Source organism: Pseudomonas sp. AMR01 (assembly GCF_041946035.1).
In the GTDB taxonomy this organism is placed as follows: Bacteria; Pseudomonadota; Gammaproteobacteria; order Pseudomonadales; family Pseudomonadaceae; genus Aquipseudomonas; species Aquipseudomonas antarctica_B.
Genome location: NZ_JAUTYR010000006.1, coordinates 95,084 through 108,633, shown reverse-complemented (window position 1 = coordinate 108,633; position 13,550 = coordinate 95,084). Strand labels below are relative to the sequence as shown.

Annotated in this window: 14 protein-coding genes; 4 read left to right on the top strand and 10 right to left on the bottom strand. The window is 61.8% G+C overall.

The annotated features are described in order from the left end of the window. Position 1: 1 nt before the first annotated feature. Entirely contained in the window at positions 2-562 is a 561-nt protein-coding gene (locus tag Q7C20_RS08235; protein ID WP_375066702.1) for a type III secretion protein, read from the bottom strand. A gap of 48 nt (positions 563-610) precedes the next feature. On the opposite strand from Q7C20_RS08235, the gene Q7C20_RS08230 reads away from it, so the two are divergent. After that, positions 611-1,375 carry a tetratricopeptide repeat protein gene (locus tag Q7C20_RS08230; RefSeq protein WP_375066701.1) on the top strand — a complete coding sequence of 255 codons (765 nt, stop codon included), beginning with the start codon at positions 611-613 and terminating at the stop codon, positions 1,373-1,375. A gap of 569 nt (positions 1,376-1,944) precedes the next feature. On the opposite strand, the gene Q7C20_RS08225 is transcribed toward Q7C20_RS08230, so the two are convergent. The 7 genes from Q7C20_RS08225 to Q7C20_RS08195 form a co-directional block, all read right to left on the bottom strand. Then, complete coding sequence (locus Q7C20_RS08225) at positions 1,945-2,325, bottom strand: hypothetical protein (RefSeq protein WP_375066700.1); 381 nt, start codon at positions 2,323-2,325, stop codon at positions 1,945-1,947. Positions 2,326-2,338: 13 nt separating this feature from the next. After that, positions 2,339-3,619: a type II and III secretion system protein family protein gene (locus Q7C20_RS08220; protein WP_375066699.1), complete on the bottom strand. Its 1,281-nt coding sequence runs from the start codon at positions 3,617-3,619 to the stop codon at positions 2,339-2,341. Next, positions 3,616-5,754, bottom strand: coding sequence for a type III secretion system export apparatus subunit SctV (gene sctV, locus Q7C20_RS08215; protein WP_375066698.1), 2,139 nt, complete (start codon positions 5,752-5,754; stop codon positions 3,616-3,618). Before sctV ends, Q7C20_RS08220 begins: the two co-directional genes overlap by 4 nt. Next, positions 5,751-6,086: a tetratricopeptide repeat protein gene (locus Q7C20_RS08210; RefSeq protein ID WP_375066697.1), complete on the bottom strand. Its 336-nt coding sequence runs from the start codon at positions 6,084-6,086 to the stop codon at positions 5,751-5,753. Before Q7C20_RS08210 ends, sctV begins: the two co-directional genes overlap by 4 nt. Then, entirely contained in the window at positions 6,086-6,442 is a 357-nt protein-coding gene (locus Q7C20_RS08205) for a hypothetical protein (RefSeq protein ID WP_348061942.1), read from the bottom strand. Before Q7C20_RS08205 ends, Q7C20_RS08210 begins: the two co-directional genes overlap by 1 nt. Before the next feature lie 26 nt (positions 6,443-6,468). After that, a complete protein-coding gene (locus tag Q7C20_RS08200; protein WP_348061941.1) occupies positions 6,469-7,356 on the bottom strand; it encodes an FHA domain-containing protein in 888 nt (295 codons plus the stop codon). 142 nt (positions 7,357-7,498) lie between these two features. Then, entirely contained in the window at positions 7,499-7,660 is a 162-nt protein-coding gene (locus Q7C20_RS08195) for a hypothetical protein (RefSeq protein ID WP_016969018.1), read from the bottom strand. A 679-nt stretch (positions 7,661-8,339) separates the two neighbouring features. Here Q7C20_RS08195 and Q7C20_RS08190 point away from each other — a divergent pair. After that, positions 8,340-8,816 (top strand): transcriptional regulator, encoded by a 477-nt coding sequence (locus tag Q7C20_RS08190; RefSeq protein ID WP_375066696.1) that lies wholly within the window; start codon positions 8,340-8,342, stop codon positions 8,814-8,816. A gap of 102 nt (positions 8,817-8,918) precedes the next feature. On the opposite strand, the gene Q7C20_RS08185 is transcribed toward Q7C20_RS08190, so the two are convergent. Both Q7C20_RS08185 and Q7C20_RS08180 read right to left on the bottom strand, forming a co-directional pair. Then, positions 8,919-9,794, bottom strand: a complete 876-nt coding sequence (locus Q7C20_RS08185; RefSeq protein WP_375066695.1) for a Dyp-type peroxidase — start codon at positions 9,792-9,794, stop codon at positions 8,919-8,921. 28 nt (positions 9,795-9,822) lie between these two features. Further along, complete coding sequence (locus Q7C20_RS08180) at positions 9,823-10,539, bottom strand: ArsR/SmtB family transcription factor (RefSeq protein WP_375066694.1); 717 nt, start codon at positions 10,537-10,539, stop codon at positions 9,823-9,825. Positions 10,540-10,667: 128 nt separating this feature from the next. Between Q7C20_RS08180 and Q7C20_RS08175 the strand changes: the two genes are divergently transcribed. Together Q7C20_RS08175 and Q7C20_RS08170 are read left to right on the top strand one after the other, a co-directional pair. Further along, positions 10,668-11,747: an MFS transporter gene (locus Q7C20_RS08175; RefSeq protein ID WP_375066693.1), complete on the top strand. Its 1,080-nt coding sequence runs from the start codon at positions 10,668-10,670 to the stop codon at positions 11,745-11,747. A 78-nt stretch (positions 11,748-11,825) separates the two neighbouring features. Continuing rightward, complete coding sequence (locus tag Q7C20_RS08170; RefSeq protein WP_375066692.1) at positions 11,826-13,442, top strand: NADP-dependent glyceraldehyde-3-phosphate dehydrogenase; 1,617 nt, start codon at positions 11,826-11,828, stop codon at positions 13,440-13,442. The last annotated feature ends 108 nt before the right edge of the window (positions 13,443-13,550 follow it).

Genomic DNA, 13,550 nt, shown 5'->3' with positions numbered 1-13,550 from the left:
ATCAGTTGGGGGTTTCAGTACTGACTTGCGCACCGCGAAACACCCGCACACCCTGCACGCGCGCCACCGGGGCGGCCACGCGTGTGGGTTGCAGGTGATCCACGTGCTGTTGCACCAACGCCAGATACGGCGGTGGTCCGGACACGAATACTTCATCGCCCTCCGGGCCATTGCGCATGGACAACTGCTGGCCGAACACATCGAGGTTGTTCAGGTAGGCCTGCAAATGATCCAGGTTCAAGGCACTGGACTTGAACAACTTGGTGGTGATTTCGTCGCTGGTATTGAGGTACAGCAGGTTGCCGTCGAAGTACCAGGTCAGGCCGTTGGTGCTGCACAGGGTTTGCAGAAACTCACCGGCGGTGGCCGCGCGAACGGTGCTGCGCGCCTTACCGCGCACCTTCTCCGAAAGCACCAGCGGCACCTCGAGGTTGTGGCCGAATTCTTCCAGGGCGCTGCGCACATCCTGGTCCACCAGCACGTAGGCGTAGGGTTGCGAAAACCACGCGGGCTCTTCGGCGGCGTTGGCCAAACGTGTTCCGACCAGGCATAGGACGGCCATCAAAAATATGCTTACATGGCCTCCGCCTTCGCCAGACGAGTTGTGACGATGTCCAAGAATTTTCTGCTTGCCAGTACCCTGCTTCTCGCCGCCTGCTCCAGCAAACCGGCGAGCGATTCCGACAAGTCCCTGCAACTGGCAGATGACCTGAGCAAACGCGGCGACTACGCCAGCGCGGCCGCGCTGTACGAGCGCGCCACCCAGCAACCGGGAGCCAGCCTCGACCTGTGGCTCAAGCTCGGCCAAGCCAGGCTCGACGCCAAAGACGCGCTCGGCGCCGAACGCGCCTTCCAGCAAGCCCTTGGCGTTGACGCCCACAGCGCCGACGCCCTGCTCGGCCTCGGCACTGCCCAACTGCAACTGGGCAAGACCCAACGCGCCGTCACCGCTCTGGGCCAGGCGGCCGAGATCAACCACCTGCCCGTCGCCTACACCCGCCTGGGGGTCGCGCAAATCCTCAACGGCCAGGCCGCTGCAGCCCAAACCGCCTTCGCCAAAAGCCTGAGCCTCAAACCCGACGACCTCGACAACCGCTGCAACCTCGCCCTGGCCTACGCCCTCGGCGGGCAATCGCAACAAGCCCTCGACACCATCGCCCCCGTCACCCAATCGCCCCGTGCGCTGCCAAGGCATCAGCGTAATGAACTGCTGGTGATGGTGCTGGCCGGTTACGAAAAACGGGTTGCCGGCCTGCCGCTGGACGACATCCCAGCGGCCGAGCGCGAACGGCTGATGACGGAAGCAAAGCGCATCAAGGCCATCAGCGACCCGGTGGCGCAAGCCAAGGAACTGGGTTTGGTTGACCCGCGTTGACAAACCGCTCTCCCGCTTTTGATTTGGCTGTTGATCTGCTTTGGATCTCAGTCGCCCCGTAAAACCACGCTGGCCGAACGCAGGCTTGAATCCGTGGGCAACCCGGCAGGACGCCGGGTTAGCCGCGCTGGGCCAAGGATGGCCCATCGCGGCGGCCCACGGATTCAAGCCGGAGTGAGGGCACACCGAGCCTAAGCGAGGTGCCGAGTGGTGGGGCGAGGACCTTTTGGTTACTTTTGGGTCCTTCCAAAAGTGACCCGCTGTAAGAGCGGAACCATAGGTGGCCGTTACCACAACAATGGATATGTACTCCGCCCCAAAAAATGTATCGCCTAACACATAGCTTTCGCGAGCAAGCCCGCTCCCACATTTTGATTGTGGGGCATCAGGTAGATATGGGTTGGCTGGGAGGGCGCTATCGCAGGCAAGCCAGCTCCCACAGTTGGACTGTGGGGCATCAGGTAGATATGGCTTGGCTGAGAGCCAGCTCCCACAGTTTGATTGGGGAGTGCCAGGTAGATTTGGGGCGGCTGGGAGCCAGCTCCCACCGGAGATCAGTGTAGAACGGGTCATTGCTGACCTCCGGTAGCGCCCGCCTTGGCCTCTTGCTGATCCTTACGCCGCTGCAACTGCTCCCGATCAAACCCCTCGATATACACCTGCGCCGCCCGCCCCACCGGCGCCGCCATCGCAGGCCCCGTGGCGCGGCCCTGGGCCAGGTCCTGCTTACGCTCCACCATCTGCATCAAATTCAAATTATTCGCACAGCCCAACGCCAGAGTCGGCTTGAAATCCTCGCCCAACCCAATCGTGTCAGTCGCAGGCGGCTGCTGACACTGAGTCGGCACACCATCGGCGCGAAACTCGGAGGAGTAATACACCGGCGCCAAGTGAGTCTGGCAACCCATCAGCGCCAGAGGGAGCAGCATCAACACACGCAAAACAGTCATCGCAAGCCCCTCCTCAATTCATGTAGAAACCGAACGCCCCGCCGCTGCGCGGTCCGGTGGCTGCTGCGGTAACCGGTGGCGCGTCCAATGGCGTGGCGAGGGTGCGAGCGCGCACCGGCTCCACCAGATAAGGCGTAATCAGAATCACCAGTTCAGTCTCATTGCGCTGAAAACGCTTGGAGCGAAACAGGTTGCCAAGGATCGGCAAGTCGCCCAGCAGCGGCAGTTTTTCGATGTCCTGGCTGCTTTCACGCTGGAACAGGCCCGCGATGGCGAAGGTCTGCCCGCTGCCGACTTCCACCCGCGTGTCGGCGCGGCGCACGCTGAAGGACGGCACATGGAAGTTGCCGAAATCCACGGTGCCGCCGCTGACCACGCTGCTGACTTCAGGGCGCACTTGCAGGGCGATGCGGCCGTTGGGCAAAAGGGTCGGGTTGAACAGCAGCGACACACCAAACGACTTGTATTCGATGCCCACCAGGTCACGGTTGACCGGCACCGGAATCGCCACTTCGCCGCCAGCGAGGAAGCTCGCGGTCTGGCCGGTCATGGCCGTGATGTTCGGCTCGGCAAGAATCTGCAGTACGCCGTTGGCCTGCAACGCATCCAGCATGCCGTCGATGTTCACGTTGCCGGAGCCGGTGCCTGCGGTGGCCAGGCCGCCGGCTGTCGCTGCCGCCAAGCCGCCACCGGTAATCAGACCAAACGAGAACGTGCCGTTGCTGAACATCGCATTCCAGTTCACGCCGTAGTGCAGCAGTTCGGAACGCGACACTTCGGCGAAGCGCACGCGCAGGTTCACTTGGGCGGAGCCTGTGTATTCAGTGGTGTTGATCGCACTTTGAAAGCCTTGGCCCTGAGGGTTGAGCAGCGCATTCAGGTCTGTCGCTTCAGCCACCGAGCCGACGCTGCCCTTGGCAATCAGGCGGTTGCCCGCGCCGGTGATCTGCGCGCGGTTACCCGGATGCAGTTCCTGCATCGGCGCGCTCACGCCTTGGGTAGCGCTGCTGACAGACAGGTTCAAGCTCGCCAGTTGCTTACCGTTTTCGCCCAGGGCGATCAGGCTGGTCGCGCCCGGCGCCTTGCCGAAGATATAAATCGTGCCCGGCGACACCACTTGCAGGTCGGCCACGTTAGGCTCGGCCACCAGCACCGACTCCACCGGCGCGACAAAATGCAGGATGCGCCCTTCGCCGGACGCCAAGTTGATCGAGCCACCGGCACCGGCGGCAATCTCCTGAGCCTGGCACACGCACGCAAACAGACTCAGCAACAGCACACAAAAACGCATCATGAGGCAGACGCCAGGGGGGTGACGGAAGCCGCGGCAGGCGCGCGGCGGTTGGAGATATCGGTGAGGCTGATGGTCACCAGCGCTTGCAGGTTGTACTCGGTGGCCAGCTCGCGGAACGACAGCACTGCCAATTCCAGCTCGCCGCGCAGCACCAGGCGACGCAGGCTGCGGCGCAGTTCCGGGTGGACCAGCAACACGGCGCTGTTGGCCTCGCGGGTGTTCTCACAGGCTTGACGCAGTTGAACGAGCAACGCGCGGCTGACGTCTTCCGGGATCAATTCACGTTGGGGTTCCTGGCGACGCAACGAGGCGCGCAATTGGTCTTCCAGGCCCGGAGCCAACACCAACGCACCAATCACCCGGTTGCGGTCGGCGTATTGATGGCTGATCTGGCGCGCCAACGCTGCGCGCAAGTGTTCGGCCAAACGCCCGGCATCGGTTTCACGGGCGCCCCACTCCACCATGGCTTCGAGCAAGGCGCGCTGGTTGCGGATGGAGACGCCTTCGCCGACCAACAGGCGGAAAGTTTCGGCGACGCGTTGCAGCGGCACCAAGCGCAAGGCTTCTTTGACCAGTTCGCCGTAGGTGGCTTCGGTGCGCTCGAGCAACAAGCGGGTTTCCTGAATACCGAGGAAGTCGGCGGCATAGCGGCGCAGGCTGCGCTCCAGCACGCCGCGCAGCACTTCATCGGGCAACAGGAAACCGATGCCGGCGTTGCGCAAGGTCTCTTCGTGTTGACGTTCAATCCAGTGGGCGCTGCGGCCATTGAGCGGCGAATCGAATTGCAGCGTGGCGATGTCGAGCAACTGCACGTGCACCGGGTCGTCCTGCAACAGCAGGCAGTTGACCGGCATCTCGCCTTCACTCACCGGCACGCCTTCCAGGGACACGCGAAAACCACCCGGCGGCGCCTTGGTTTCCATATAGATGCCCGGCACCGGCACCTCCACGCCCAGTTCGGTACGGATGTCGTGACACAAGGCTTCAATCCGCTGACGCAGCAATTGACGCGGCGCACTCTGGGACACGCCATTGCCGATGGTCAGCAACACGCGGGTGTCGGGCAACAGGTTGTCGTCCAGTTCAGCCTGAACGTCCGCCACCGGTTCCGGCACTTCAGCCAACACCTCCATCTCACCCTCAGGCTGACGGGTGTGGCGGCGATACATCACAAAGGCGGCACTGCCAAAGGCCAGGGACAACCCGAGGAAAACCCATGTGGGAAAGCCCGGCAGCAGGCCCACGCCGATCATAATCAAGGCCGTCAAGCCGAGCGCGCGGTAGCTGGCGCCCAGTTGCTTGATGATTTCACTGCCCAGGTCGCCGGCTTCGCCATCGCTGTTCACGCGCGTCACTACAGTGCCCGCCGCCACCGAAATCAACAGCGCCGGGATCTGTGCGATCAGGCCGTCACCCACGGTCAGCAGCGAGTAGGTGTGCACCGCCACGCCGAACGGCATGTCGCGCTCGATCATGCCGATCATCATGCCGCCGAGCAGGTTGACCGCCAGAATCACCAGACCGGCGATGGCGTCGCCCTTCACAAACTTCATGGCGCCGTCCATCGCGCCAAACATCTGGCTTTCACGCTCCAGGCGCGAGCGACGGCGACGGGCTTCGGCCTGGTCGATATCGCCGTTGCGCAGGTCGTTATCGATGCTCATCTGCTTGCCGGGCATGGCATCCAGGGTAAAACGCGCGGCCACTTCCGCCACGCGCTCGGCACCTTTGGTGATGACCACGAACTGCGCCACGGTGATGATCAGGAACACCACCATGCCCACCACCACTTGCCCTGCGATCACGAAGTCACCGAAGGCCTTGACGATGTGGCCGGCGTCGCCGTGCAGCAGGATCAAACGGGTGGTGGTGATCGACAGCGACAAGCGAAACAACGTGCTGAGCAGAATCAGCGGCGGCAGCGCGGAGAATTCCACGGAGTGGCCGATGTAGAACGCGACGATCAGGATAAGGATACTCAGGGCGATGTTGAGACCGATCAGCGCATCCACCAAATAGGTGGGCAGCGGGATGATCATCATCACAATCGCCATCAGCATGAACGCGACGATGATCACGTCCGTGCGCTGCGCGGCCATGCGCGCCAGGTTGTTCAGGCGGTTGAGCAAGGTCATGCGTTGGCCCTGCGTGCAGTCAAATAGCGTTTGAAGCACTGACGCGCTTCGTCTTTGCGCTCGCCGTACCACAACGCGCGGGCGCGCAGCAGCAACAGGCTGGCGGACTCGCCTTCCAGCGCCACCAAACGGTCGAGGGCGCCGAGGGCGCGGGTGGCGTCACCGCTGTCGGTAAACGCCAGCACCAGCGAACGCAGCAAAACGCCGTCGCGCGGCGCGACGCTCACGGCGATCAGCAGCATCACCAGCGCGCGCTGGGACTGGCCATTGCGACGGTACAGTTCGCCGATGCCCTTGAGCAGTTGCACGGCGTCGTGGTTCTCGCGGGCCATCAGGCATGTACCTCCGAGCGTTGCTGTTCGAGGTTGCGCCGGGCTTCGATCTCTTCACTGATCAAGGCATGCGCCAACGCTTTGATTTCCGGCTCGGCGTCGAGCGTCGGCAGGATGTGTTCCATCACATGCTCCAGCAGCTCCAGGGAACGGGCGCTGCCAAACAGCAACGAGTCCACGCCAGCGGCGCTGGTGAGTTCTTCGAGGTCACTGCGCAGGGAGCGGCGGCTTTGGGTCTTGCGGGTTTTCAGCACCGCTTCGAAGGCGGTAGCCTGGCGCGAGTTGACCGGGCGAACGGCTTCGACCGGTGCGCTGCGCACATCACTGGGAATTAACGGGCGGGGTTCGACTTTCATCCCAGGGCCTTAGCTAAAAAGCGTGGTCATAACGTGAAAGTGAAGCGCTCCTCGCCTCGGGCGAGAATCACTTGGTTGTTCTCGATGCGCTCCAGCACCCAGTTGTCCGCCAGGGCCGCGCCGGGGTACAGGCGCTTGCCGCTGTCGTTGATCACGTAAGGGTTGGTGCCGAACCACACGGCCTGGAAACGCACGCGCGGGTTCGCGGCATCGGCGCGCACGGCCACCTTGGGGTTGAGTACGATTTGCTGGCCGTAGCGCTGGTCAAAGGCTTGTTGCAAGGCCAGCCATTGCGGTTTTTGTGATTGTTCAAAACTGCCGACGGCGCTGAGCTGGCCGTTGCTGTTGCTGACTTTTACTGCGTCCAGGTGAGCGGCCTGAAGTTGTTGCTCCAGCCAGGCCTTGGCCTGCTCACGGGAGGTCTTTTTTACGGGTGCTGCATCGACGGCGGCGGCGACTGGGCTTGGCGGTGGGTCGTTGCGAAAGGCCAACGCACCCGCACACATGAACAGCAACACGGTCGCGACAATCCAGGGGGTGTATTTACGCGGGGCATCCGACGGTTTTTCAGCACCTTCGGGCAAGGCCAGGCTCACACTGGCCGAGCCAATGCGCAGTTGCAATGGCAGCCGCGCGCGATGGCCGCTGCCTTGGGGAATACGCACGTTGCCACCGAGCAGCACGTCGCCGCCCAGGGCCTCAACGGCCACGTGGCCGCCCTCAAAAAACCGCAGGCGCAGGTGAGCACCGGCAATGCCTGGATCGCTGAGCACAAGATCAGCCGCGAGGTCCGCGCCGATGGTGTAGACAGGCCGGTCGAGCATCAGGGAACTGCCCTGATGCAAACCGCCGGTCACAGTCAGGGTCGGTGCGCCAATACCGGCGACCGGGCCCAAGGAAATCAAGGCTGTCATGTTTGGGTTTGCCCCCTTGAGAATCACAGGCCGCATGCACGCCTGCGTGGATCAACAACGGTGCAACGTTTTTTATAGTTCGGTTTTTTTGAAACGAAAACGATGGGTAAACGGGCAGCGCCGGCGCCGCCCGTTTGGCAAATCAGTTCTGCGGACGCTGTTTGGTAGCGTCAAGCTCAGCTTTTTTCGCGGTGCTGATTTCGGTGATCTTGGCCGACTTCTCGATAGCCATGTTGAAGGTCGCTTCCATCTTCGCGATAGCGTCGTCGGCGCCGCCTGCTTTTACTGGTGGGACATCAGCCATGTTCATCTCCTTGCATCGATAGGGAAGTTATTCAGTTGCGCAACAGCACGCTGAAAGTATGCAAACCGGTGAATGCCCAACACGTCAGACAGTGAGCCTTCGAACCGTTGCTGGTTTGCATGGGATCCATACTACTCACGATCAAAACGGCTTCGTTGTGAAAGCTTGTGAAACGTTTCAGATACAAGGCGTGAAAAGTGTTGCTCAACCTAGCGTTGAGAAAAACTCCTCTCGTTGAAGGCGTTGAACTTTTATCAAAAAAACAAAACACGGCAAAACCCAATGTTTACTGGCTCTTGATACCGCAACGGACAGCAAACTTGCAGGATGATGTCAGATGTTGAGGGGTATCCGGATCGCCCTGCGCACCATTTTTCGTGTCGAGTTCACATTTTTCACTAATAGCCTTTTGCCTAACTTCCCAGATATTTCCATTTGTAACAAAAGCGACTTAATCATCGCGTTTGATAGCACGGCGCGAACGACCTTAATGACTTCGAGCAACTAATTTCAAACAACCGATTAGTGCAGTTGCACTAATAGCCGGAACTGTTAGTTCGCACGCGCTTATATAGGAAGGCACCTTGAGCTTACTCAGCGACATTTTCATCCTCTCTGGCAGCCTGGCCCAAAAGGGAGCGCGCCACGCTGTTTTTCCAACGAGAAAAGGTTTAATCACATGACGTACTCGACTCGCAGCCACCTCACCGATGACGCTTCTCTTGAGATTCACTTCGGCCCGTTCCGCCTGCTGCCACAACGTCGTCTGCTGCTCAAGCACGGGCAACCCGTGGCCCTGGGCAATCGCGCCCTGACCCTGCTCTTGGCACTCGCCTCGCGGCCCGGCGAGCTGATGGGCAAAACCGAGTTGCTCGACATTGCCTGGCCCAAACGGGTGGTGGAAGAATGCAACTTACGCGCGCAGATCAGGGCGATCCGACGCGCCTTGGGCGACGATGACGCGTTCTACATCGCCACGGCCGCAGGCCAGGGCTACCGGTTCGTCGCGCCGACCTGGTTTGAGCGTGCGCCGGAGCCGGCGGTGAGAGAGCCAGTGTTGCTCGGCGTGTATGGCTGCCGACACTGCCGCGACGCCGCCATGATGCCGCTGCTTGCGCCCATGCAGCCGGTGCGGATGGATATGCAAAACAGCTGATCTGCCTGGGATATTGGGCGGCGGTGAGCGCCTGGTGTGGGGGGGGTGATCTAACAGCCAACCTCAATCAAATAGGGGAGCTGGTTGCCAGCTCCCACAGTTTTAGAGTGTTGGTGTAACAGCAATAGCGCTCAAATCCAGATGCCCATCCTTCAGTGGCGGGCACCAGTAATACCCACCGGTCAACGGTTTGCTGATGCGATATAACCCGTCAACAATCCCATCCTCCAACCCGCTCATGCGCCGCAACTGCGCTTCAAACGCATCAAACGAATGGCCAAACGCAAGAAACATCAACCCCGCCTGACCATTCTCCGCCCACGGCATGGAACGTCGAACCACGAAGGCTTCCGGGGTAAAGCTTTCCTGGGCCGTTCGCTTGGTGTGCGCGGACTCAGGCGCGTCGTCCAACTCTTCGTTATCGCCATGGCGACGACCAATGATGTGGTCGCGCTCGTGGGCGGGCAACGCGGCAAAACCATCAAGGTCATGCTGCCATTGCTGGATCGCGGCGAAGCTGGCGCCGCTGTCGGTCAACGCGGCGTCCACGGCGGCACTGTCGTGGGGGTTCTCGGTGCCGTCTTCGTAATCGGTCAGGTCAAAGCCGGTCTTGTAGCGAAAGCCTTCGGTCATCTGTACCAGGCGAAACGCCGGCGCCAGAGCCTTTTCAACTGTGCGGCTGCGCAACAGCAGCTCACCACGATCCACACCGTGCAGCCACACCCACAACGCCTGCTGAGTCGACGGGTTGTGCGCGCCCGGCGCACTCACGGCGGGGAATGCACGCAGCCCGTCAACCTGCGCGCCCAATGCGTTTACCAGCGGCTCACCCAAACCCACCACTGCGGCCGAATCCGTCAGGTGCACCAGCGCGTCCAACGCAGCGGGGACAGCTGCGAGCACATCAACGGCGAAAAACAGATGGCGTGCCTGCAACGGCACCGGTGCGGCAAGAATGCCCGGCTGGTAGTGACTCATGTGAACTCCTTCAAGAAAGCCGCGCAGTTTACCCGGCGCACGCGCGCTTGTGCTCGGGGTTTTCCAGATCACGCGGCGTCAGGCCCAATTGCGTCTTGAACTGCGCCCACCCTTTGGGCGTGACAGAGACTGCGCGGGAGTCTTTCGAGCGGCGTAGCCAATCGGCTGCGCACAGAGCATTGAGCAGTTGCACCCCCAATGGCCCAGCCAAATGGTGGGTGCGCTCGGTCCAGTCCAGGCATTGACGCGCCGGCTGCAAGGCACCCGTTTCGATACCCAGCGAGTGAAACCAGGTGGCCCCGTCGGGGAACACCTCAAAGTGCTTATCGCCGATGGCGCGCACGTAGCCATTTTTTTCCAGCGCCTGGGTCACTGCAACGCCCAGTTGCCCAGCGAGGTGGTTGTAGCAGCAGCGCGCAAAGCGCAGCCCCTCGGCCTGACGGTTCGCGGGCTTGGCCGCGATGGTCGGCAACGGCGCGATGGCGCTGAGGTATTCGATGGCCTGGGCCACGTGCGCGCCGGCCAATCGGTAATAACGATGACGGCCCTGTGTTTCGCAGGCGAGCAACCCACCGGCGACCAGTTTGGACAGATGCGTACTCGCGGTTTGCGGCGTCACCCTGGCAGCAAACGCCAGCTCGCCAGCGGGCAGCGCGCGCCCGTCGAACAGCGCCAACAGGATCGCGGCGCGGGCGGGCTCAGCGATCAAACCGGCTATTTCGGTGAAGGTGAGTGGGGTCGACATGGCGCATCTCCGGCAAGTGCCACCGAGTATAAACGCGTCGGACAGCCGCATGCTTCGGCCTGTATCGAAGCATCGGCGCATGCCCTCGCGTTAGATTCGCCACCTGCCTCTTTCAAGGATGACCCGCGATGCTTTCCCCTTTCGTGACGCAACGGCGCGTCCTGGCCGCCACGTCCCTCAGTTACGTGCTGGTGATCCTCGACACGTCCATCGTCAACGTTGCGTTGGCACCCATCGCCAACACATTGCACAGCGACATCACCGAGCTGCAATGGGTGGTCGGCGCCTACACCTTGAGTTTTGCCGGTTTATTGCTCGGCGGTGGCGCCCTGGCAGATCGATTTGGCGCACGCAGGCTGTATCTCATCGGCTTGCTGCTGTTTACCTTCGCGTCGTTGCTGTGTGGCCTCGCCGTTGACGCCGTCACACTCGTGGCCGCACGGGTGCTGCAAGGGGTCGGCGCGGCGTTGCTGGTGCCGGCTTCATTGGCGCTGATCAACGCTGCCTACCTCCACAACCCGGCCGGGCGCGTGTCGGCCATCGGTGTGTGGGCCGGCTGTGGCGGCATCGCCATGGCGACCGGGCCGCTGGTGGGCGGTGTGCTGATTGAGGCCTTGGGCTGGCGCAGTATTTTTTTCGCCAACCTGCCCTTGGGGCTGCTCGCGATCGCCCTCACCGCGCGCCTTGCGGCCAGCCCTCCACACCCCCGTGCACGAGGTTGGAGCGCTCTGCGGTTGTTCGGTAACCCGGTATTCAACGCGTGCCTGGCAGTGTCCCTGGTGTCGGCACTGTTGCTGTACGGCCTGATGTTTTTACTGGGCCTGTATTTCCAGCGAACCTTGGGCTTTAGCCCTTTATGGACCGGCCTCGCATTCCTGCCGCTGACGGTGTCAGTCAGCATTGGCAGCCTGCTGGCGGGGCGCCTGGTTCGCGCGTGGGGCAGTGGACGGCTGATCGGTGGCGCGCTGGTGTTATACCTGGCGGGCTTCGGCCTGCTGCTGGCGACGGCGGCAACGCCCTCGCGCTTCACAATCATCATGGCAATGCCGATGATCGGCCTCGCCGCAGGCCTGATCACCCCCGCCGCCACCGCCACGCTGATGAGCGTGGTCGCGCAAAAACACGCAGGGATCGCCGCCGGCATGCTCAATACCGCCCGGCAACTGGGCGCTGCGCTGGGTGTGGCCCTGGCCGGCGGGCTGCTGTGATGCGTCTGGCGCTTGCCATTCGGCCCTCTGATAGGTGACTCTCTAGTCATGTTTTGCAACTATTCTTGGGGTAGCGACATGACCACCAGCGACCTGCTCGCCCAGCTGTTTCCCACCTGCGCCGCCGACATTCCCGAACAGTTCCGCCTGGCAGCGCCTATTGAACAGCGTGATTACCTGGTCGATGGCCAGTTGCAGGTGTGGAACGGCCCACTGGCCACCGTGCAAAGCCCGGTGCAACTGGGTGATGAACGCGTGCACATCGGCAGCACGCCGCTGCTGGATGCCGAGACGGCGCTCACTGCCCTCGACGCCGCCGTGCGCGCCTACGACCGGGGCCAGGGTGAGTGGCCGACGATGCGCGTGGCCGACCGCATCCAGCACGTGGAAGCCTTTTTGCGGCGCATGCGCGAACAACGCGATGCGGTGGTCAAGCTGCTGATGTGGGAGATTGGCAAGAACCTCAAGGACTCGCAGAAAGAATTCGACCGCACCTGCGACTACATCACCGACACCATCAATGCCCTCAAGGAACTCGACCGCCGCTCCAGCCGCTTCGAGCTGGAGCAGGACACCCTCGGCCAAATCCGCCGCGTACCGCTGGGCGTGGCGCTGTGCATGGGCCCTTACAACTACCCGCTGAACGAGACCTTCACCACACTGATCCCGGCATTGATCATGGGCAACACGGTGGTGTTCAAGCCGGCCAAGCTCGGCGTGTTGTTGATTCGCCCGTTGCTGGAAGCGTTCCGCGACAGCTTTCCGGCAGGCGTGATCAACGTAATTTACGGCAGCGGCCGTGAAACCGTCAGCGCGCTGATGGCCAGCGGCAAGATTGATATTTTTGCGTTTATCGGCACCAACAAGGCCGCCAGCGACCTGAAAAAACTGCATCCAAAACCCCATCGCCTGCGCGCAGCGCTCGGTCTGGACGCGAAAAACCCTGGCATCGTGTTGCCCGAAGTCGATCTGGACAATGCCGTGAGCGAAGCTGTGACCGGCTCGCTGTCATTCAACGGCCAGCGCTGCACCGCGCTGAAAATCCTGTTTGTGCATGAAGACGTGGTCGAAAGCTTCATTGAGAAATTCAACGCCAGGCTCGCCACGTTGAAACCCGGTATGCCTTGGGAAGACGGCGTGTCGCTGACCCCGCTGCCGGAAATCGGCAAAGTGGATTACCTCAACGCGCTGGTGGCCGATGCAGCGCTACACGGCGCCAAGGTGGTGAATGCCCATGGCGGCACCAGTCGCGGTTCGTTCTTCTACCCGGCGGTGCTGTACCCGGTGAACCCGCAAATGCGCGTGTACCACGAGGAACAGTTCGGCCCGGTGGTGCCGATCGTGCCCTACCGTGAGCTGGAGAAGGTGATCGACTACGTGCTGGACTCGGATTTCGGCCAGCAACTGAGCATCTTCGGCACCAATGCCGTGGAAGTTGGGCGGCTGGTGGATACGTTTGCCAACCAGGTCGGCCGCATCAACATCAACGCCCAGTGCCAGCGCGGGCCGGACACGTTCCCGTTCAACGGGCGCAAGAACTCCGCCGAAGGCACGCTGTCAGTGCATGACGCCTTGCGCGTGTTCTCGATCCGCACACTCGTGGCGACCAAGTTCCAGGAAAGCAACAAAGCGCTGGTCAGCGACATATTGCGCAACCGCGATTCGAGCTTTTTGACGACCGATTACATTTTCTAAAAATGACGCTGATCAAAAAATGTGGGAGGGGGCTTGCTCCCGATAGCGGTCAATCAGAAACCAATCAGTTGACTGACACACCGCCATCGGGAGCAAGCCCCCTCCCAC